We start from the raw sequence: 19,789 nt of genomic DNA, 5'->3' as shown, positions 1-19,789 counted from the left end.
TCTTTTAATGCGTACAATTTTCTCTACTGTGGCTAGGACATGCAATATATGAAGTTGTATATACCGTAGTAGATGCTGTACAGTCTATTGTATATATACAATTGTTTTCTGTGACTTTATCTCTTCCACCTTTATCTTGTCCACCAAAGATGTTTCCAGCTTGCAATGTTGCAATGCGGCCTTTGTTTAGTTTTAATGTTCCGTGTTGTAATTTGTTTTTTTTCATAATATGTGTTTTGATTAAACTTGAAGTAAAACTATACAAACACATAACGTCAAAAAAACGGTTATTATGTCAGTTTATATAATGACAGTTGCTGTTTTATGATTAAGTAATTCATATGGATTTAGATTTTGTTTTAAGTGTAAAATATTGATTTTTAATAATTTAAAATTGTTTTTGTTTAAGTTTTAAAACATTGATGTTCAAATTTAAAAAGTAATCTTTACAATGTGAAATGGTGTGTATGACAATAGATCTATTGTCCTTTTTTAGGTGAAAATTAGTAAAAAATCTATCTATTTTTCGAAAGAAGCGTTTAAGTTTTTGATAAAATAGGAAGGATTTAAATTCGTTTTTCGTTGAAAAGATCTTGAAAATGTTCGTGTATTACTAAAACCTGATTCTTCCGCAATCGCATCAATGGTATATTTTCTAAAAACAGCATCGTTTTGCAAACGTTCTATCGTATAATCAATGCGTAAATCATTCATAAACGTATTAAAGCTTTTTCCTTCATATACATTTACGATTTTTGACAGATAAGTATGATTGGTTTTTAAACGTTTGGCTAATTTTTGTAAATTAATATTTGATGATAAGAATTCATTATTTTCTTTAAAAACTGCTAAACTATTTAATACCGTTTTAATAATATCTTCTGGAATATTGAGTTCATTTTTTTTAGCATCTGATACATCAATAATAGTATGTTGCTTCTTGGTTTGTTGTGCTTTTAAGAGTTCTTCAAAACGTTTTTTATAGATTTTTTTCTGGATATAATTATAAATCAGAAATCCGCCAATCAATAAAATAATGATGATTGCTCCAATAATACCCAGGAAATAAGAACGTTCTTTCTTTTGAAGTGAAGTTATAATTTGTTCTTTATTCGCTAGCAGTCTAGGTGTGTTGTAATCTTCTGAAATTCGATTGGTTAGATATAATTCTTTATCATGTAAAATGCTATCCAATTTTAACAAGCGTTCTATATACAAAAGTTGCTTTTCTGAATCTTTCTTCTTCTTGTAATGGTCAATTAAAATTTCATATGTAGGTCTTGTTTCTGGAAACAAATAATTTACTTTTAGAAAGATAGAGTCTACTTTTTTTAGATAGTTGATTGCTTTTTCTCTTTGTTCAGTAGCTACATATGTTTTACCTAAATAAAAATAGGCATATGCCAAGTTTGAATCATCTTGTATATTTTTGAAATAATGAACGGTTTTTTGAATACTATCTTTTGCAGCTGAATAATTTTGTTGTGCATATAAGTTCATACCTTGTTTTAAAACCAATTTATGGTATAAATTTTTATACTTTGGATTTGTGTAAATTTCCTTAATAGTTTTTGAAGCTAATATTGTTACAGAATCATTCATGTTAAGTTGCCTGTATGAAGTAATTATACTTGATATTATTTTTAAGCGACGCCAATTATCTTTAAATCCTAATGTTTCTGAATTTACTAGTGATCTTTTCAGTGTTTTTAGTGCTTTTTCATAATTCCCAATTAAGTTATGAATAATCCCAATATTATAATTAATATTAAATAGCATAAGATGATTATTACTTTTCTTAGCGTATTCCTGAGCTTTTACATATAAGTTTAAGGCTTCTTTATAGGATTGAATTTGAAAAAAATCTCCAGCTTTTATTACTAACGCATTTTCCATAAAGTAATGATCAGTACGTTTTGAAGAAAGTTGAATAAGGCTGTCTATATATATTGTTCGTAATGAATCAGAATTGAGTAAGGCTTTATAGTAATAACCATCAATTATTTTTTTTGAATCTTGAAGTTGTTTGGCTTTTTTTAAATATGCAGCTGCATATAAACTTGCGTCCTTATCAGAATCTGTGTCATAAAACTGTGTGCGTAATTCTTTAAACTCTCTTCTTAGTAGAGAATCTAAATTCTTTAAAGATTGTTCTTGACTGCATATAGGAAGTCTAATTAGTAGAAAATATGCAATAATATAAAAATGCTTTAATCTCATGTAAATGATATACATACGAAAATACATTTTTTTTAAAGTATCTGGAGTTCTTTTCATTTATACATGCATGAAAGCTGTGTTTAGTTGTGACAATAGATCAATTGTCCGTATATGACATTGTTTTACAGTGATATATAGTTATAAATAATCGTAGCTTTGAGATACACTAACGTAAATACAAAACTCAAAATTATGAAAAGAAAAAGTTTATTACTCAGCCTAAAAAAGTATACAATAGCATCTGTTCGTGGAAATCATCAAATCATTGGAGCTGGATTAACAACAGGTGTAGAGTGTGGCACTTCAGTTGACCCAGCTATTTGCAGGTCAGCAGATCCAGTTACATGTCAATCACAACATGGAGGTACATGTACAACAAAAGAACCATCATGTACAAGTTCTACTGATGACCCTTTGAGTAATGCACGTAAAGGCTGCGCTTCTCATATTGGCGGAGGAGATTAAATCGTTAATTAATAATAATAAATAAAAGGTCTGGAAATAATATACTTCCAGACCTTTATTATTTTAATCTGTAGCACTACCAGGCATAGGGCAAGCAATACAAGAAGTTGTAGGGCAAGTAACTTCTGTAAGGACTGATCTACATTGTAGTTTAGTATCATAACCTTGAGCGGTTTCTTTATGCTTTTGTTCTTGACCTCCAAGAATAGTATGTTGTAAACTCGCAATACTATCCTTATTCAATTTCAATGTACTAAGTTCGATACTTCTTTTTTTCATAATTTGATTTTTTAATTAAACATGAAATAAAAGTATCTAAACACGAGATACCGTGAAAACATTGTAATTTACAATTTATAAAATCGCAATGAAATGAGGTGAAAAGCAGAATATAAGTACTATAATGCTTGTAAAACGTATACTATGATCATGATTGAATAGAATATCATTTCAAATCTGCAAGCGCATTTATTGCTTCTTCAGCGTCTCCTGTCGCAACATGTAACTCAATGCTTCCACCAAGAATTCCAGCGTGTGCTGTGTCCATTTTGTTGATTTCGAAATACTTAATTCCAGCTTCAGCCAAAATATTTTTAGCATCCATGATTTCAATATGTTTGGTACTAGTGTATATTTTTACCTTATCCATAGTTTTTTATTAAAGTTCTGTATTAAGATACAAAATAGAGGAAGATTTTAGTGGATTTTAAAGGATGAATATTGAATTATATTTTTTTAAATCCCAAAACTCAAAACCCATCAATTATGTTGATAACAATAATTGCCTTTTTTGACTTTTCGTTTACATTGTTTACCTGATTTTGTTTTTCCAAGGCACCTTCTTGTTGAAGTAGTTGAAGATTTTCTAGGAGTAATTTTAACACTACCATTTTGTTTGGTATGTTGATAACAATAGCCATTCGCAAGTTTAGTTTTGTGTTTGCAGCGTGTTCCTTTTTGTGTATACCCTTTACAGCGAACCGAAGTAGCAGTACCAACTGCTTTATTTTCAGAAGTGAAACGTTTTTGTAATTTATGTTTTGGTGGTGGCTTGCAAATTTTGCAAGGTGTTAATTTAGAGCGTTCAATATTTTTCAATCCAACTAATTTACTCGAAACGTTTTCTACCATTCTGCAGGTACTCAAATGATATCGTTTTCCTGAAGGTGTTTTGTAAACGTCTTGTGAGTAAGATTGAAGAGAAAATAGAAATAAGAATATGGCAACAAAGATTTTCATTTTTTAATTGAAGCTATTGTATTTCTATTAACTGTTTTATTTCTTCGGCTCCAGATAAATTTGGTTTAATTTTCAAAGCATTATTAATGTCCTTTATAACTTCACTAAATACATAATCAGATTGTGGTTGCTTTTTTATCAATGTTATAGCATTAATATAGGTTTCCATTGCGTCTGATTCTTTATTTAACATTAACTGTGCTAAACCTTTATTAGCTAAAACCCAACCTAATTCAAATTCATTATTAGCTTTGTCAGAATATTCAATACATTTTTGATAATTTCCTTTTTCAAATTGTGTCCAACCTAAGTCTCCATATAACTCAGCTTTTTGTTGACCATCAGATTTTTCTATTAAAACTCTATTCTCAATAATAGCTACAACTTCAATGCTAATATTAACTCCACTGCTAGCGCTTGGATTTTTTAACCCTAAATATACAGTGCCTGAATTTGTATCATCAATTTCAACTATTGCTGATTTAGTATTACTAATTGTACCTTCTTCATAATAGTAAAGAACAGCACCGTCATTATCTTCTTTTCTAATAAATTTATCAATATTTTCTTTGTCAGTAAGATAGATGTCTACAGATGAAGACCCCTCAGGTATTTTTAGTTGTGAAGTTACTTGAGAAGTTAAAGTACTTGGATCAAGAATCATTGAAGAAAGTTGAAGCGCTAGATTTAAATTTTGAATACCACTTTTCCCTTTTTTTGTAGAAAAGCTATAATACCATTTAACAGTATTTTTTGGCAAATCAATAGGAATGTATATTCTAGATTTCCCTCCGAATTGAGACCTAAGCCCGCCATTTAAATATATACTTCTTGTTTTAATTACTTCAATAGTTTCATAGGTAACATCATATTCTTGGGATAAACTTAGTTGAAAAGAAATAAAAGTAATAAAAAGGAAAATGTAGTTTTTAAGTATCATAGTTTTGATTTGAGAATAATTTCCAAAACTATCTAAACCAAATAACACTAACTTACGGTTTACCGTAAAAACACAAACGTCGTAACAAGCATTTTAAATCTCATCACGACGTTATGTATATATTTTAAACTGAAAACTGCCAACCGACAAGTTGTCAACTGAATCTAATCTTGCAAAGCAAATACTTTCTGTAACAAAGCAGTTGTTCTTGAACCTACTTTGGTGCGAATCTCAGCTTCTTCAACAGCAATCATTTTATACACACCTTTTAAAGCTTCTGTAGTAACATAATCTGTTAAGTCTGGATTTACCTTATTTACAAAAGGAATCTTATTGTATTTATTAATTAAATCTGTCCAAATTTTATCTGCTCCAACTTTCGCAAACGAATTTTGAATGACAGGCTGAAACTTGCCATACAAAGCTGTATTTGTCTTTCCTTGTAAATACTGAGTTGCGGCATCATTATTCCCTAACAAAATATTCTTTGCGTCGGCAAACGTAATATCTTTTACAGCATTCACAAAAATAGGAGTTGCTTCTTTTACAGCATCTTCAGCAGCTCTGTTTAATAGCTTAATTCCATCATCAGCCAAGCTTCCTAAGCCAATGTCACGTAATGCTTTATCTACTTTCTGTAACTCTGCTGGCATTAAAATCTTTACCAAATTATTACCATAAAAACCATCTTTTAAAGTTAGCTTCTGTACTTGTTTATCAATTCCAAAATCTAATGCCTGACGTAATCCTGCTGCAATATCAGCGTTTCCAAGTGTGCCGCCCTGTGGCAATTGATTTACAACTTGCTGCAATTCTGCACAAGAATTCAACATCAACAATCCGACAAAAGCAATAATGATTTTTTTCATGAGTATATATTTAAGATTTTTTAGACAGTAAAAAGTACAAAAGGTTTAATTAAAACCAAAATGGACATTACAAAAATACACGAATAATTAGAACAAGTCCTTTGTTTGAAATGAAATTTAATGATCATTAATCTCAATAAAAAATGTATCTTATCCTTCAAATAGATCCCTAATAGATGAAAAAAATCTTATTTTTAATTATACTCTATACTGCATTTCAAAGTTTTGGGCAAGAAGCCATTACAAATAAAACTGAGATGTGCAATACACTCAAAAAAATGATTACAAATGATCGAATGTACAGAGGTGGAGAAATTTTAGACGATAAAACATTCGGTAAAAAAAGTACGTATCCACAAAAAGTGCAAGACTCAGTTAGAAAATTACAAAAAAAACTAGATAATACAAACACAGAAAAACTAATCAAACTAACAAAAAAATATGGTTGGATTAGTGATGAACGCATCTATTGTACAAAGTTGAATATTTGGCTGATTTTTAGACATTCAGACAGAAAATATTACAAACAAATCTTAGCAGTTATCGAAAAAGAACACAAAGCTAAACGACTTAGTGATTTTTACTACAAACTAATGCATGATCATGTAACTGGAAAATATTAAAAAAGTAATATCTTTCTAAAAATTAAGCAGATGAAAAAAGTTTGGCTATTCCTTATTCCACTTTTCTTTATAAATTGTCAACAAGAAAAGAAAGCTGTTTCCAATAATAAAACGTACACACAATACCTTACAATATTAGGGACTGCACAAGATGCTGGCTATCCGCAAATCAATTGTACAAAATCATGTTGTCAACTTTATCATGAAGGAAAAGTAGAAAAGAAGTTGATTTCTTGTTTGGGTTTACTAGATCTCGAATCGAAGAAAAAATGGTTATTTGATGCTACACCTGATATCACACAGCAAGTTCAAAACCTTTCCAATCAGCTTGAAACAGGAAGTGTAATAGATGGCGTATTTCTCACACATGCACATATCGGGCATTACACAGGACTCATGTATTTTGGAAGAGAAGCTATGGGAGCAAAACAAGTTCCTGTCTATACAATGCCAAAAATGAAAACATTCTTAGAAACAAATGGACCTTGGAATCAACTAGTTGCTTTAGAAAATATAAAGCTAAAAGAATTACAGCATAATACTTCTGTAGATTTGACAAATGGAATCGAAATCACGCCATTTCTAGTACCACATCGTGACGAATTCTCAGAAACGGTTGGTTATAAAATTAAAGGAAAACATAAATCAGCGTTGTTCATTCCAGACATTAACAAATGGCAACTTTGGGAAAAAGATATTGTGGAAGAAGTCAAAAAAGTAGATTATGCTTTTTTGGACGCTACATTTTTCAAAAATGGAGAAATTCCAAGACCCATGAACGAAGTGCCACATCCGTTTATTGTAGAAACTGCAAAACTGTTTGAAAACGAAGATAAAGCGACAAAAAATAAAGTTATTTTCATTCACTTCAATCATTCCAATCCTGCTTTGCAAGAATCAAATTCATTAAAAGATAGTTTGAAAAACAAAGGTTTCCAATTTGCAGAAGAAGGAATGCGTGTTGGACTCTAAAATTTCAAAACCTTCATTTCTTATATATTTCTTAAAAAATGTTCGATTTTTTTGAATATTCCGTAAATTGCACGCCTAAAATATAGACTTCATTACAGATGGAACAAGCGCAACCCTACAAACCAACCTATAAAGTACGAATCGTAACTGCTGCATCACTCTTTGACGGACACGATGCCGCTATCAATATCATGCGACGAATTATTCAGTCAACTGGTGTTGAGGTCATTCACTTAGGACACGATAGAAGTGTGGAAGAAGTTGTAAATACAGCTATTCAAGAAGATGCAAATGCTATTGCAATGACTTCGTATCAAGGTGGACACAATGAGTACTTTAAATATATGTACGATTTGTTACAAGAAAAAGGCGCTGGACACATCAAAATATTTGGTGGCGGTGGCGGTGTAATCCTTCCAGAAGAAATTAAAGATTTAATGGAGTATGGAATTACACGTATCTATTCTCCAGATGATGGACGTGAGATGGGATTACAAGGAATGATTAATGATTTAGTACAAAAATCTGATTATGCTATTGGCGATTCACTAAACGGAGAAGTAAACTTATTACACGAAAAAAATCCAAAAGCAATTGCACGTGTGATTTCTTCAGCAGAAAACTTTCCAGAAGTTGCTAAAGATGCTCTAGATACAATTCACGAAAAAAATAAAACATCAACAACACCAGTATTAGGAATTACAGGAACTGGTGGAGCTGGTAAATCAAGTTTAGTGGACGAATTGGTTCGTCGATTTTTAATTGATTTTCCAGAAAAAACGATCGGATTAATCTCAGTTGATCCATCAAAACGTAAAACTGGTGGTGCTTTACTAGGAGATCGTATTCGTATGAACGCGATTAACTCGCCAAGAGTATACATGCGTAGTTTAGCAACACGTCAATCAAACTTAGCCTTATCAAAATATGTAAATGAAGCGGTTCAAGTATTAAAAGCAGCTGAGTACGATTTAATTATTCTTGAAACATCAGGAATTGGACAATCAGACACAGAAATCATGGAACACAGTGATGTCGCTTTATACGTAATGACACCAGAATTTGGAGCAGCTACGCAATTGGAAAAAATTGACATGCTCGATTTTGCGGATTTAGTTGCCATCAACAAATTTGACAAAAGAGGTTCGTTAGACGCTTTGCGCGATGTAAAAAAACAATACATGCGTAACAACAATCTTTGGGACATTCCACAAGATCAATTACCAGTATACGGAACCATTGCTTCTCAGTTCAATGATCCAGGAATGAATACCTTGTACAAAGCGGTAATGGATAAATTAGTGGAAAAAACAGAAGCAGATTTACAGTCGACTTCTAAAATTTCTGGTGAAATGAGCGAAAAAATATTCGTAATTCCACCATCAAGAACACGTTACTTATCTGAAATAGCAGAAAACAACAGAGCCTACGACAAAAAAGCAGAAGCACAAGTTGAAGTTGCTCAAAAACTATACGGAATCTACAAAACCATCGGTTCTATCTCGAATGTAAAATCGAACGAAATTGAAATGAAGTTTATGTCTAAAACAGGTTTAGATGAAAACATCATTTTAGAACGATTAGACGAAGAAGCAGATATCGATTTGGTAAAATTATTACTAAAAGAGTTTGATCGCGTTAAGCTAAATCTTGATCCATACAACTGGGAAATTATCAACGGTTGGAACGAGAAAGTAAACAAATATAAAAACCCGATCTACACGTTTAAAGTTCGTGACAAAGAGATCAAAATTAATACACACACTGAATCTTTATCACATCTACAAATACCAAAAGTAGCATTGCCAAAGTATCAAGCTTGGGGAGACATCTTAAAATGGTGTTTGCAAGAAAACGTTCCAGGAGAATTTCCATATACGTCAGGATTATATCCTTTCAAACGTACAGGAGAAGATCCAGCACGTATGTTTGCAGGGGAAGGCGGACCAGAACGTACCAACAAACGTTTCCATTATGTAAGTCAAGGAATGCCAGCAAAACGTTTATCTACGGCGTTTGATAGTGTAACGTTGTACGGAAACGATCCGGATCTACGACCAGATATTTATGGTAAAATTGGAAATGCAGGAGTTTCTATCTGCTGTTTAGATGATGCGAAAAAATTATACTCTGGTTTCGATTTAGCACATAAAATGACATCGGTAAGTATGACCATAAATGGTCCTGCACCAATGTTATTAGGTTTCTTTATGAATGCTGCCATTGATCAGCAATGTGAAATTTACATTAAAGAAAATGAGCTTGAAGCAGAAGTTGAAGCAAAAATTGCTGAAATTTATAAAGGAAAAGAACGTCCACAGTATAATGGAGACTTGCCAGAAGGAAACGACGGTTTAGGTTTAATGCTATTAGGAGTTACAGGTGATCAAGTATTGCCAGCAGACATCTATAATGACATCAAAGTAAAAACCATAGCACAAGTACGCGGAACAGTTCAGGCAGATATCTTAAAAGAAGATCAAGCACAAAATACATGTATCTTCTCAACAGAATTTGCATTACGATTAATGGGAGATGTACAAGAGTATTTCATTGAAAATAATGTACGTAACTTCTATTCGGTTTCTATTTCTGGATATCATATCGCGGAAGCAGGCGCAAACCCAATTACACAGTTAGCATTAACGTTATCTAATGGATTTACATACGTAGAATACTATTTAAGTAGAGGAATGGACATCAATAAATTTGGTCCAAACTTATCATTCTTCTTCTCAAATGGAATTGATCCTGAATATGCAGTAATTGGACGTGTAGCACGTAAAATCTGGGCGAAAGCCTTGAAACATAAATACGGGGCAAACTCGAGAGCGCAAATGTTGAAATATCACATTCAAACTTCTGGACGTAGTTTACATGCACAAGAAATTGACTTCAACGATATTCGTACCACGTTACAAGCATTATATGCAATCTATGACAACTGTAACTCATTGCACACAAACGCATATGATGAAGCAATTACAACACCAACGGAAGAATCAGTTCGTAGAGCAATGGCGATTCAGTTGATTATCAACAAAGAATTAGGATTAGCGAAAAACGAAAATCCAATTCAAGGTTCGTTTATCATAGAAGAATTAACAGACTTAGTAGAAGAAGCTGTTTTATTAGAATTTGATCGTATCACAGAACGTGGAGGTGTTTTAGGAGCAATGGAAACTATGTATCAACGTTCTAAAATTCAAGAAGAAAGTTTATACTACGAAACGTTGAAACATAACGGACAATTTCCAATTATTGGTGTAAACACATTCTTAAGCAGTAAAGGTTCGCCAACGGTAGTGCCAAAAGAAGTCATTCGAGCAACGGAAGAAGAAAAACAATATCAAATCAAAATATTAGAAAACCTTCACAATGCACATGATACAAAAGAGTTACTTCATAACTTACAACTAAAAGCTGTGAATAACGAAAACATATTTGAAGCTTTAATGGACGTATGTAAAGTATGTTCGTTAGGTGAAATAACAGCTTCATTGTTTGAAGTTGGAGGACAATATCGAAGAAATATGTAGTTCATCTAAACAGAAAGTATATCATACCAAAAATGTATAAATCGTGTCGGTTTATACATTTTTTTTATGTGCTTACTCAAAAGGAAGTATTTTCATATCCGTAAAACTAATAAGGGGTAAATACATGAGGGCAAAACTACTATTCCTAGTGATTTTTTTCACTACATATCAAAATTATGCACAAGTGCCAGTAAACAACGATTGTGTTGATGCAGAGGTTATTACGATAACTACCGCAGGAACAACAACTGTAAATTTTGATAATGGAATGGCAACACAAAGTCTACTCAGTAGTTGTGATACAGCCGCAACCACGTATCCTGATGTTTGGTTTGAATTTACCATGCCAGTCAACGGAAACATTCGAATTACAAGTGTGAATTTTGCAGACGGATTCTCATTATACACTACATGCGGAGGTTCAGAAATAGATTGTTTTTACGATGACGGATTTTTTTATGGGCTTACAAATGGATCAACCTATAAACTAAGAGCCGTAAGTACTACATCAAATGCAGGAGTCGATAGTTTTATGATTCAAGCATTTGAAGCAGCTGCAAATGACGAATGTGTAAATGCCGAAGTCATCACAGATGATATTACAACCTTAAGAACCATTTTCTTTAACAACGCCGAAGCTACTCAAAGTTTAGTAAGTAGTTGTGATACAAGTAGCGATGAATATCTTGATTTATGGTATGAATTCACAATGCCAGTAACAGGGAATTTGCGAATTACTGGAGTGAATTTCTCAGACGGATTTACATTATATGACAATTGCGGAAGTGTTCCTACAGAATTGGATTGTTTCTATGATGACCATTTTACATATAATCTTGCAGCAGGAACGTATATATTACGTGCTGTAAGTACAGATACTAATGCAGGAACCGATAGTTTTCGAATTCAAGCATTTGAAACGGCTGCCAATGATGAATGCGCTAATGCCGAAGTCATCATGGATGATATTACAACTGCAAGAACGATTAATTTTAACAATGCAGCAGCAACGGAAAGCTTAGTAAGTAGTTGTGATACAGGTAGTAATGATTATCTTGATTTATGGTATCAATTCACGATGCCAGTAAACGGAAATTTACGAATCTCAGGAGTAAATTTCGCAGATGGTTTTACACTATATGACAATTGCGGAAGCGTTCCCACAGAATTGGATTGTTTTTACGATGATAATTTTACATTTGGTTTAACAGCAGGAACATATACACTTCGCGTAACAAGTACAGACAGCAATGCAGGAACTGACAGCTTTGTTATTCAGGCTTTTGAAACTGTAGCTAATGATGAATGTGCTAATGCCGAAGTCATCATGGATGATATAACAACGGCAACAACCATCAATTTCAATAACGCCAACGCAACACAAAGTTTAGAAAGTAGTTGTGATACAAGTACAACAGAAGATTATTTAGACATTTGGTATCAATTTACAATGCCAGTTACTGGAAACCTTAGAATTTCAGGAGTAAACTTTGCAGATGGTTTTACACTGTATGATAATTGTGGAAGCGTTCCTACTGAACTCGATTGCTTTTACAATGACAATTTCACATACAACTTAGCAGCAGGAACATACATACTACGTGTGGTAAGTACAGCCAGTTTTGCAGGAGATGATAGTTTTATAATTCAAGCGTTTGAAACGATAGCAAATGACCAATGTGCAAACGCAACTGTAATTATGAATGATATTACAACACCAACAACAATCAATTATAACAATGCTGCTGCCACACAAAGTCTTACAAGTAGTTGTGATAACGGAACGTTAGAAAATCTTGATGTATGGTATGAATTCAATATGCCAGTCAATGGAAATCTCACAATTACGGGTGTCAACTTTGCTGACGGCTTCACCTTATATGATAGTTGTGGAGACATTCCAACGGAAATAGATTGTTTTTATAGCGAAAAAATAATTACAGGACTCACCGCAGGTACATATACACTTCGGGTAGTAAGTACAAGTGATTTTGCCGATGCAGATAGTTTTATCATCACAGCATATGAAACAATTGCTAATGATGATTGCGCTTCCGCAGAAATGATTCAAGTAGCGGCAATTGGCGAATGTAGCACAGAAAACGTGACGCTAGAGTTACGCGGGTCAACGAGTTTTGCAACTACGGTAGGAAGTTGCCAGAATGCTACACAAGACTGGTTGGACGCTTGGTACACGTTTGAAGCACCATTGACAGGAAACATTTCACTTACGAGTAATTCTGTTTTTAACAACTTTGCAGTATATGACGCTTGTGGCGGAACAGAAGTTGCCTGTATTACTAACGATGGTGTTATTCCAGTTGTATTTGGAAACATCTATTACTTGCAAGTTTCTAGAATAGATTCAAATTTTTCAGAAGTCACTTTCTGTCTAGAAGGTGCGCCAATTGTAGCAACAGGAACAGCAGGAATATGTGAAAATATTCCGACTGTAGAAATATCAAATGCACAAGCAAATACGAACGAATGGGTTCCAATCTTAAATGTTGGCGGAAACATTGTAGCAGCGATAAACGCAAACGGAAACAATTTAGGCACAATAACAACAACATTATTCATTGACAATGCTGATACACGAGACTTCTCAGGGCAACCGTATTCACGGAGAGAAGTCTCTATCAGTACAACAAATGCACCTTCAAGTAACGTGAATGTACGTTTGTATATGTTAGGTGATGAGGTTGATGATTTAATTCTTGCAGATGACAATCTAACAACAATCAATGGTTTAGAATTAATGAAAGTTAACGGAAATACGTGTACGGCTGGATATGTTTCAGGAGGCGATTTTATCAACTCGGGAGGAACTTCATATCTGAATGATTATTACATTCAATTCACTACAAATTCCTTCTCAGTATTCTATCCAACATCAACCAACCTAAGTGGAACATTAAGTGTTCCAACAAACGAAAACAATACATTAGGAATAATGATTTCACCAACAATAACGGACGGAATTGTAAACATAAAATCAAATTCAAACCTAACAAATGTGCATATAGACATATTTGACATGACTGGAAGAGTTATTTATCAGACTACATTTAATCAATTAAATGAAAACGATCAATCGCTTAATTTAACAAACTATCAAGCAGGATTATACTTCATGAGAGTTTTACACAACAACAACAAAACAATAAGGCGAATTGTTTTAAAATAATTTGGTAATCTGATACTAAGCGAAAGTGTCACAGGAAGTTATATGCTTCATGTGGCACTTTTTTAATGCTAAAAATTATCAATACGAATTTATAAATACAGATATACGTTTCTTGTAAAGACTATTTTTTTGAGATTATTTTACATCATCAAATGAAAATTAAATAATCTTTAAAACTATACTTATGAAAAAACAAACATTAAAAAAACTGGCATTAAAGAAAGCACAAATTTCTAAATTAGAAAACGTAAAAGGTGGAGTGCATGCACAAACATGTATCGGACTTATCTGTGCAAATACATTGTTTCTTATTTGTCCAGCAAGAATGTAATTATTCCAATTTTACAATAAAAAACTACTATAAATTAATTTTAAAAAATACCAATCATGAAAAAACAAACTTTGAAAAAACTAATATTTAAAAAAGCTCAAATATCTAAATTAGAAAATATTAAAGGTGGAATGCAAGATGCACATGATGCACCATTAGCTTGGCCACAAACCTGTTTAGGAGACGCTTGCCCATTTACAATGTTCTTTATTTGTCCTTCAAGAGCAGCAGAATAAATGAAGCATAGATATAAAAAATCCGTTGATTAAAATCAACGGATTTTTTATTTTACAAAGGAAATTATTATAAGCGTTTAAAAACGTATCCAGCTTTCTCAGCTCCCCAAACATGCTCGTCGTTAGAATCAAAACCACGATCCCAACTTTCAATTACATTTGCTTTTATCGTTACTTCTGAAGTTGCATAACTTGCGCCACGCATCGTGCTTTTACAATCTTTTTCATTCGTACTTCCTGTATACATATTTCCTTCTTTCTTTAAAATAACGGCACAACCTTCACGCTCTTTTAACAAAGAAAGATCAAATTGATCAAAGAATGCAGGAGTTTTCCATTTTCCAATGAAATCTTTAGGGTTTGCTAATGTATATACTTTACTTGAAAACGAACCGTCTTCTAGTTTTTCTAACTGATATACACGTTGACGATACGGTTTTAATTGATTCGTACTAAGCGCTTGTTCTACATACAACCAATATCCATCTTTTGATTTCCAAATAGGATACATATGCAATGAAATACTATAATAACTTTCGTCGTTCGCTGCTTGCTCACTACTGTCAAAAGAACCTGTCATAAGCGTTTGTAATGCGCTCAGTTCATTCTGATCAGAAGTTACTTTACTACTCGAACAACTAGAAATTACAGTGCAAATAAATAATATATAGGCAATATTGTATAATTTTTTCATAAGTCGGGTTTTATTAAAAAAGGTTAAAACTGATGAAGTAATAGAGATTTATATAAATGTAAAAAATACATTTCGTTTTTCAAATTTAAGTACATATAATACTCTTAATGAATTCTGTAACTTTAAATCAAAGTACAAAATCAATGGGGAATTCAAGATAATATTAAGAAAAATTCTTCTCAATATATCGTGAAGGTGTATCATTCATCATCATTTTGAACGATTTGTTAAATGTAGATTTCGAATTAAAACCAGCATCCATCGCAATTCCTAAAATCGTTTGTTTCTTATGCTCACCTTCTTTTACTTTTTCTAAAAAAGCTTTTACTCTATATTCATTAATAAATTCATAAAAGGTTTTTCCATACACTGAATTTAGCAACCAGGAAAGATTATTTGCAGATGTATCTACTTTCTTAGCAAGTATTTTTAAACTCAAATCAGAACGCATATAAATTTGTTTTTCTGCTATTAGAAATTGTAATTTGTTGGTAATCTCCTCAATTTCTTTTTTGTTTAATCTATCTTTTTTAGAGCTCATTTTTTCAACAGGAAGCCGAATAACTTCAGGTTGCGTAAAGCTAAAATATCCTACAATAAAAAGAAAAGTAGACATACTAATCCAAACAAGTTTATAAATAATATATGAATCATAACTATGCATAATGTATGTTCTAAAAATTCCAAATGCCCAAAATAAAATAATAATACAGAATCCTATTAAAATAAATTGCATGTAACGAGTTATTTTACTTTCATAAACAGAAAAATACTTTTCAGATTTCTTAATTTTCTGCATTATTTTATAAGATAATGTAGTGTATACTATTAATGAAATTAAACCCGTAAGTTCCATTATTAAATAGGTGATTTGCATGCCTATTGAATAAGTCATCATTGTATACTCTTCCATAGTTAATGTTAATGTCCAACAGAAAAAAAGAAACAATAATAATGAAGGAATGCAGTGTTTAAAAGTTAATATGTTTTTAGGACTCTCTTTAAAAACCAACGCTCTAAAATACATATACAATAATGGTCCAAATAAATAAATAGAACAATCGGAAAGTAATGCAGGACGCCAAATCCATTCAACTGTGATTTGAAAAAGCGCCATTTTACCTGCAAAAATAAAAGTGGCTAATCCAATAATAACAGTTAGTATTCTATTGGCGACTCGGTTTTTTCGAAAAATAAACTGTAAAGAAAAAATAAGGAATATTCCTTGAACAATTCCAGTGAATAGTACTAGGTCTAAGAAAGAAAATAACATCAATTTTTTTTCTATTAAAGGTACTTAGAATTTATTGCTAATCGTACGTTTGGGTACATTAGTACCAATAGAAAAGCAAAATGAGTGATTTTTAACATGATATTATAAGTTTAATTGTAAGTAATATCTTAAAAATTATAATTAACTTTTTTAAATAGATATCTTTTTCCTGTATTTTAATAATGTACTAAAGTGAACAATCATACATGTATGTGTGTAAACATACCTTTTCTTATAAATCATTTTTTAAGTTAGTTTCATTATTAATTAAAACTATATTTTTATGAAAAAGCAAAAAATGAAAATCTTATCATTAAGTAAAAAAACAATTTCAAAATTAGATTACAGTACATCTATTAAAGGAGGATTTGAAACAAATCTTTGTGAATATTCAGACAATTTTACAAGATGTGAATCAAAAGAAGAATGTGAGTCCAGAAATCCTGGCTGTTTAGAGCCAACAGGTATAAGTGCTTGTGTTCGTTGTCTTGAAATATTTACAGAAGGTTGTGAAACACATCCTTTCTGTTAAAAAAGTAATAGAATTATAAAAGTAAAAGGAACGTTTTAAAGCGTTCCTTTTTATGTTGTATCTTAAATCATGAAAAAAAGATGATTTCTTTATTTGAATGCTTTTCTAGTACGCTTTCGAAGTTTGGCAAGCTTGTCTTTATAATACAATTTCAATTCGTCAATAAACGTATACGGATTTTCGTAGGTCATTAGAACTATATAAGTTGACTTGTTTTTTAGTTGATTTAATTGTTCTTTGGTAGTTTCAATTTCTGCTAAAATATATGTTTGCGGATTCGTTTGAATTTGAACGTTAGCTGTTTTAGTAAGTTCTGAAAAAGATACATCACTAAAAATGTGCGCATGATATGCTTGCAATGCTTTTAAGTCACCTTCTTTATAAATTTGAATCAGTTTTGTTGTAACTTCTGTAGCTAAATCAATTTCTATTGAATTTATAGAAAATTTATCAGGATGTACATGAAACATGGCTTCTCTATACAAACGTTTTCGTTCTTGTAAATCATCTGTTACAATTTTTGTATGCAAAGTATCTTCAGTTACTTTTAACCCTTTTGGCGCTACATAATTCTTCCCGCGTTGCTTTTGTAACTGACGTTTCTGTTTCTTGGTACGTTTTAATTCTTTATATACCGATGTCAATTCTTGTACTTCAATAATATCGTCTCCTAAATGTTTATACAAAAGGATTTCAAATTCACGTACTTTTTGATCAGCAATAGCAAACTCTTTTTGCAACTGTTCTAACTGTAGTTGCAAATCAATGGTTTCCAAATTAGTTGATATGGGAAGATTTTCGTCAGACATCGTACAAAAATACAATACAAATTTCAGAAAGAACTAGAGAGTTCATAATTGCATCAAAAATTACACAAAAATACTTACCTTTAAAACATCAATCAATTAAAACCGCATGTACCCACACATAGAATCTACAGTTACAGCCATTGTTTGTTTGGTAACTGCTTTTGTGATTCAACGAATTTATGACAAGGAACAAAAGCAGCAAAACATGAATACTATTAGTGGTATAAAATGGTTTGGTTTGGCAATTTTTTCTTGGGGAATAGGAGCTTTAATTACTTTAATCTTAGAAAATTACTCGGAATTTCCTAAAAACTCTAAATGGTTGGTTTATTGGAGTGTGTGTATTTCTTTAATCAATTCGTTATTCATTTTACTATCATTGCCTTCTATAGAACATCAAAAAGAACGAAATATGATTGTACGTATTGTACAGCGTTTTTCTGTCAAAGAATTTATTATGTTATTCTGTGGAATTTTTAGCATGATTGCTTTTGTGTTTATTGCTACTTCATTTAATAATCAAGACATTAACAACAGTTTCATTTGGTTGATAGATATTCCAATTTCATTAGTAGTTGCCTTATCATTGCTATATGAATTAAACAAAGCATTTACGAGTAGAAACATGAAATTCATGTATTTACCGTGTTTTTCATTATTTATATTAATAATTATTGCAGTTTCTCACCGAATCATTCCGCATGAAATGGTTAATGAATATATAAGTTTATCAAACTGGAGTTTGATCGGAATTATCGCGGCGATTTCGTTCAAATTTATTTTCATCTTACTATTCTCAATTCTTTTATACAGTTGGAAATTCCTTTCAGAGAAAGAACAGCAGCATTCCGAATTTATGTTACTTGAAACAGAACGTAATACGCTACAGTCTGAAAATGAGAAGCTAAAAATAGCGAATGAAAGTCATATAGATACGATTCAATCGTTGACAAAAAAGCTAAATAGAAATAAGAAAAAAATCACCAAACTAAAAGAAGCTTCCAAAACAGAATTATCAGATCGCCAAAAAGAAGTATTGGCAAACCTAGGTGTTTGTGGCGCTAAAAAATCATACACAGAAATTGCAGAAGCTATGCATATCAGTGTTGATGGTTTTCAGGCACATATTTATCAAATCAAGAAAATACTTAAAATAAGTGGTTCAGGAGGAAAAGAACAACTAATTTCGTACGCTATAGAAAATGACTTGTTGAAGTTTGCAACGATTGAATGTGCATAAGCCAACAAAATTAACTTCAAAAAATATACAATGCCGTAATGTTCGGATTAGGAAACTTATTATTTGGGAAAAAAGTAACAGTAAACACACAACTAGGTACATTTAAAGCACGTGTCAGAAATAACAGTTCAAAAGAAATTATTTGGACTGGAGAAATCGAATTTACCACACAAAACTCTGAATTAATTCTAATGTTATTAGGAAATGCAAAAGGACCATTTCAAAGCCAACTAGAAACTGCTCAGTCAATACTAAAAGACGAAGAAAGTATTAAGATTCAAATTGTTGAACTACTTTCAGGAATACCTTCAGATATGAAAAAAATACAAGACCTGAAAATAACAGATTTCAGATTGAAATACATTGGCTTTTTTCAAGATGATGGTATTACTCATGAGCTTTCTTACGAATCGGAAGATGGTGGATATTTTGGTGCTGTTTTTAAAGGTCAAGCCATTAAAGACTTATTGATATAAGCTGTCCAAGTATTGTATTTACTTATCTAAATAGTATACTTAAGCATATGCTTAACTATTGAAAACACTAGAAACAGTAATGCGTAACCTTTTCTGAAACACTTTTAAATTTCATCTTCGTGAAGTAATCAAAAACACGAACAG

At 31.8% G+C, this 19,789-nt stretch carries 20 protein-coding genes; 10 read left to right on the top strand and 10 right to left on the bottom strand.

The window, feature by feature from the left end; all coding sequences use genetic code 11:
• Nucleotides 1-4 precede the first annotated feature (4 nt).
• Together Q0828_RS21075 and Q0828_RS21070 are read right to left on the bottom strand one after the other, a co-directional pair.
• Nucleotides 5-226, bottom strand: a complete 222-nt coding sequence (locus tag Q0828_RS21075; protein WP_298426160.1) for a hypothetical protein — start codon at nucleotides 224-226, stop codon at nucleotides 5-7.
• A gap of 293 nt (nucleotides 227-519) precedes the next feature.
• A complete protein-coding gene (locus Q0828_RS21070; RefSeq protein ID WP_298426157.1) occupies nucleotides 520-2,220 on the bottom strand; it encodes an AraC family transcriptional regulator in 1,701 nt (566 codons plus the stop codon).
• Nucleotides 2,221-2,412: 192 nt separating this feature from the next.
• Here Q0828_RS21070 and Q0828_RS21065 point away from each other — a divergent pair, with 192 nt between their 5' ends.
• On the top strand, nucleotides 2,413-2,685 hold the full coding sequence (locus tag Q0828_RS21065) for a hypothetical protein (RefSeq protein WP_298426154.1): 273 nt from the start codon (nucleotides 2,413-2,415) through the stop codon (nucleotides 2,683-2,685).
• Between the two features lie 63 nt (nucleotides 2,686-2,748).
• Here Q0828_RS21065 and Q0828_RS21060 read toward each other — a convergent pair whose 3' ends face one another.
• From Q0828_RS21060 to Q0828_RS21040, 5 genes are all read right to left on the bottom strand, one after another.
• The gene (locus tag Q0828_RS21060) at nucleotides 2,749-2,964 is read right to left on the bottom strand and encodes a hypothetical protein (RefSeq protein WP_298426152.1); all 216 of its coding nucleotides are present in this window, start codon (nucleotides 2,962-2,964) and stop codon (nucleotides 2,749-2,751) included.
• Between the two features lie 166 nt (nucleotides 2,965-3,130).
• Nucleotides 3,131-3,334: a DUF2007 domain-containing protein gene (locus Q0828_RS21055; RefSeq protein WP_298426149.1), complete on the bottom strand. Its 204-nt coding sequence runs from the start codon at nucleotides 3,332-3,334 to the stop codon at nucleotides 3,131-3,133.
• A 110-nt stretch (nucleotides 3,335-3,444) separates the two neighbouring features.
• Complete coding sequence (locus tag Q0828_RS21050; protein WP_298426146.1) at nucleotides 3,445-3,924, bottom strand: DUF5763 domain-containing protein; 480 nt, start codon at nucleotides 3,922-3,924, stop codon at nucleotides 3,445-3,447.
• A gap of 13 nt (nucleotides 3,925-3,937) precedes the next feature.
• Nucleotides 3,938-4,912, bottom strand: a complete 975-nt coding sequence (locus Q0828_RS21045; RefSeq protein ID WP_298426143.1) for a hypothetical protein — start codon at nucleotides 4,910-4,912, stop codon at nucleotides 3,938-3,940.
• 116 nt (nucleotides 4,913-5,028) lie between these two features.
• Nucleotides 5,029-5,733, bottom strand: a complete 705-nt coding sequence (locus Q0828_RS21040; protein ID WP_298426141.1) for a DUF4197 domain-containing protein — start codon at nucleotides 5,731-5,733, stop codon at nucleotides 5,029-5,031.
• Nucleotides 5,734-5,909: 176 nt separating this feature from the next.
• Here Q0828_RS21040 and Q0828_RS21035 point away from each other — a divergent pair, with 176 nt between their 5' ends.
• From Q0828_RS21035 to Q0828_RS21010, 6 genes are all read left to right on the top strand, one after another.
• Nucleotides 5,910-6,356: a hypothetical protein gene (locus tag Q0828_RS21035; protein WP_298426138.1), complete on the top strand. Its 447-nt coding sequence runs from the start codon at nucleotides 5,910-5,912 to the stop codon at nucleotides 6,354-6,356.
• Nucleotides 6,357-6,386: 30 nt separating this feature from the next.
• Complete coding sequence (locus Q0828_RS21030; RefSeq protein WP_298426136.1) at nucleotides 6,387-7,328, top strand: MBL fold metallo-hydrolase; 942 nt, start codon at nucleotides 6,387-6,389, stop codon at nucleotides 7,326-7,328.
• A gap of 98 nt (nucleotides 7,329-7,426) precedes the next feature.
• A complete protein-coding gene (locus Q0828_RS21025; RefSeq protein WP_298426133.1) occupies nucleotides 7,427-10,867 on the top strand; it encodes a methylmalonyl-CoA mutase family protein in 3,441 nt (1,146 codons plus the stop codon).
• A gap of 124 nt (nucleotides 10,868-10,991) precedes the next feature.
• Complete coding sequence (locus tag Q0828_RS21020) at nucleotides 10,992-14,054, top strand: T9SS type A sorting domain-containing protein (protein WP_298426130.1); 3,063 nt, start codon at nucleotides 10,992-10,994, stop codon at nucleotides 14,052-14,054.
• 184 nt (nucleotides 14,055-14,238) lie between these two features.
• Nucleotides 14,239-14,385 carry a hypothetical protein gene (locus Q0828_RS21015; protein WP_298426126.1) on the top strand — a complete coding sequence of 49 codons (147 nt, stop codon included), beginning with the start codon at nucleotides 14,239-14,241 and terminating at the stop codon, nucleotides 14,383-14,385.
• A 56-nt stretch (nucleotides 14,386-14,441) separates the two neighbouring features.
• Entirely contained in the window at nucleotides 14,442-14,621 is a 180-nt protein-coding gene (locus tag Q0828_RS21010; protein ID WP_298426123.1) for a hypothetical protein, read from the top strand.
• 67 nt (nucleotides 14,622-14,688) lie between these two features.
• Here Q0828_RS21010 and Q0828_RS21005 read toward each other — a convergent pair whose 3' ends face one another.
• Nucleotides 14,689-15,315: a chromophore lyase CpcT/CpeT gene (locus Q0828_RS21005; RefSeq protein WP_298426120.1), complete on the bottom strand. Its 627-nt coding sequence runs from the start codon at nucleotides 15,313-15,315 to the stop codon at nucleotides 14,689-14,691.
• Between the two features lie 163 nt (nucleotides 15,316-15,478).
• Nucleotides 15,479-16,588 (bottom strand): helix-turn-helix domain-containing protein, encoded by a 1,110-nt coding sequence (locus tag Q0828_RS21000; RefSeq protein WP_298426117.1) that lies wholly within the window; start codon nucleotides 16,586-16,588, stop codon nucleotides 15,479-15,481.
• Nucleotides 16,589-16,871: 283 nt separating this feature from the next.
• Here Q0828_RS21000 and Q0828_RS20995 point away from each other — a divergent pair, with 283 nt between their 5' ends.
• Nucleotides 16,872-17,120, top strand: coding sequence for a hypothetical protein (locus Q0828_RS20995; RefSeq protein ID WP_298426114.1), 249 nt, complete (start codon nucleotides 16,872-16,874; stop codon nucleotides 17,118-17,120).
• 89 nt (nucleotides 17,121-17,209) lie between these two features.
• On the opposite strand, the gene Q0828_RS20990 is transcribed toward Q0828_RS20995, so the two are convergent.
• Nucleotides 17,210-17,929: a hypothetical protein gene (locus Q0828_RS20990; RefSeq protein ID WP_298426111.1), complete on the bottom strand. Its 720-nt coding sequence runs from the start codon at nucleotides 17,927-17,929 to the stop codon at nucleotides 17,210-17,212.
• A 106-nt stretch (nucleotides 17,930-18,035) separates the two neighbouring features.
• On the opposite strand from Q0828_RS20990, the gene Q0828_RS20985 reads away from it, so the two are divergent.
• Together Q0828_RS20985 and Q0828_RS20980 are read left to right on the top strand one after the other, a co-directional pair.
• Entirely contained in the window at nucleotides 18,036-19,169 is a 1,134-nt protein-coding gene (locus Q0828_RS20985) for a hypothetical protein (protein ID WP_298426108.1), read from the top strand.
• 38 nt (nucleotides 19,170-19,207) lie between these two features.
• Nucleotides 19,208-19,645, top strand: coding sequence for a hypothetical protein (locus tag Q0828_RS20980; RefSeq protein ID WP_298426105.1), 438 nt, complete (start codon nucleotides 19,208-19,210; stop codon nucleotides 19,643-19,645).
• The last annotated feature ends 144 nt before the right edge of the window (nucleotides 19,646-19,789 follow it).

The organism is uncultured Kordia sp., assembly GCF_947496985.1.
Classification (GTDB): domain Bacteria; phylum Bacteroidota; class Bacteroidia; order Flavobacteriales; family Flavobacteriaceae; genus Kordia.
Note: the sequence above shows the minus strand (reverse complement) of the source record. Positions and strands in the feature narration are given on the sequence as shown.

Coding starts and splice junctions, on each gene's coding strand:
- Q0828_RS20985 (WP_298426108.1), top strand. CDS start 18,036: ATGTACCCACACATAGAATCTACAGTTACAGCCATTGTTTGTTTGGTA.
- Q0828_RS20990 (WP_298426111.1), bottom strand. CDS start 17,929: ATGTCTGACGAAAATCTTCCCATATCAACTAATTTGGAAACCATTGAT.
- Q0828_RS20980 (WP_298426105.1), top strand. CDS start 19,208: ATGTTCGGATTAGGAAACTTATTATTTGGGAAAAAAGTAACAGTAAAC.
- Q0828_RS21000 (WP_298426117.1), bottom strand. CDS start 16,588: ATGTTATTTTCTTTCTTAGACCTAGTACTATTCACTGGAATTGTTCAA.
- Q0828_RS21055 (WP_298426149.1), bottom strand. CDS start 3,334: ATGGATAAGGTAAAAATATACACTAGTACCAAACATATTGAAATCATG.
- Q0828_RS21020 (WP_298426130.1), top strand. CDS start 10,992: ATGAGGGCAAAACTACTATTCCTAGTGATTTTTTTCACTACATATCAA.
- Q0828_RS21010 (WP_298426123.1), top strand. CDS start 14,442: ATGAAAAAACAAACTTTGAAAAAACTAATATTTAAAAAAGCTCAAATA.
- Q0828_RS21075 (WP_298426160.1), bottom strand. CDS start 226: ATGAAAAAAAACAAATTACAACACGGAACATTAAAACTAAACAAAGGC.
- Q0828_RS21030 (WP_298426136.1), top strand. CDS start 6,387: ATGAAAAAAGTTTGGCTATTCCTTATTCCACTTTTCTTTATAAATTGT.
- Q0828_RS21035 (WP_298426138.1), top strand. CDS start 5,910: ATGAAAAAAATCTTATTTTTAATTATACTCTATACTGCATTTCAAAGT.
- Q0828_RS21025 (WP_298426133.1), top strand. CDS start 7,427: ATGGAACAAGCGCAACCCTACAAACCAACCTATAAAGTACGAATCGTA.
- Q0828_RS21065 (WP_298426154.1), top strand. CDS start 2,413: ATGAAAAGAAAAAGTTTATTACTCAGCCTAAAAAAGTATACAATAGCA.
- Q0828_RS21015 (WP_298426126.1), top strand. CDS start 14,239: ATGAAAAAACAAACATTAAAAAAACTGGCATTAAAGAAAGCACAAATT.
- Q0828_RS21070 (WP_298426157.1), bottom strand. CDS start 2,220: ATGAGATTAAAGCATTTTTATATTATTGCATATTTTCTACTAATTAGA.
- Q0828_RS21005 (WP_298426120.1), bottom strand. CDS start 15,315: ATGAAAAAATTATACAATATTGCCTATATATTATTTATTTGCACTGTA.
- Q0828_RS21060 (WP_298426152.1), bottom strand. CDS start 2,964: ATGAAAAAAAGAAGTATCGAACTTAGTACATTGAAATTGAATAAGGAT.
- Q0828_RS20995 (WP_298426114.1), top strand. CDS start 16,872: ATGAAAAAGCAAAAAATGAAAATCTTATCATTAAGTAAAAAAACAATT.
- Q0828_RS21040 (WP_298426141.1), bottom strand. CDS start 5,733: ATGAAAAAAATCATTATTGCTTTTGTCGGATTGTTGATGTTGAATTCT.
- Q0828_RS21050 (WP_298426146.1), bottom strand. CDS start 3,924: ATGAAAATCTTTGTTGCCATATTCTTATTTCTATTTTCTCTTCAATCT.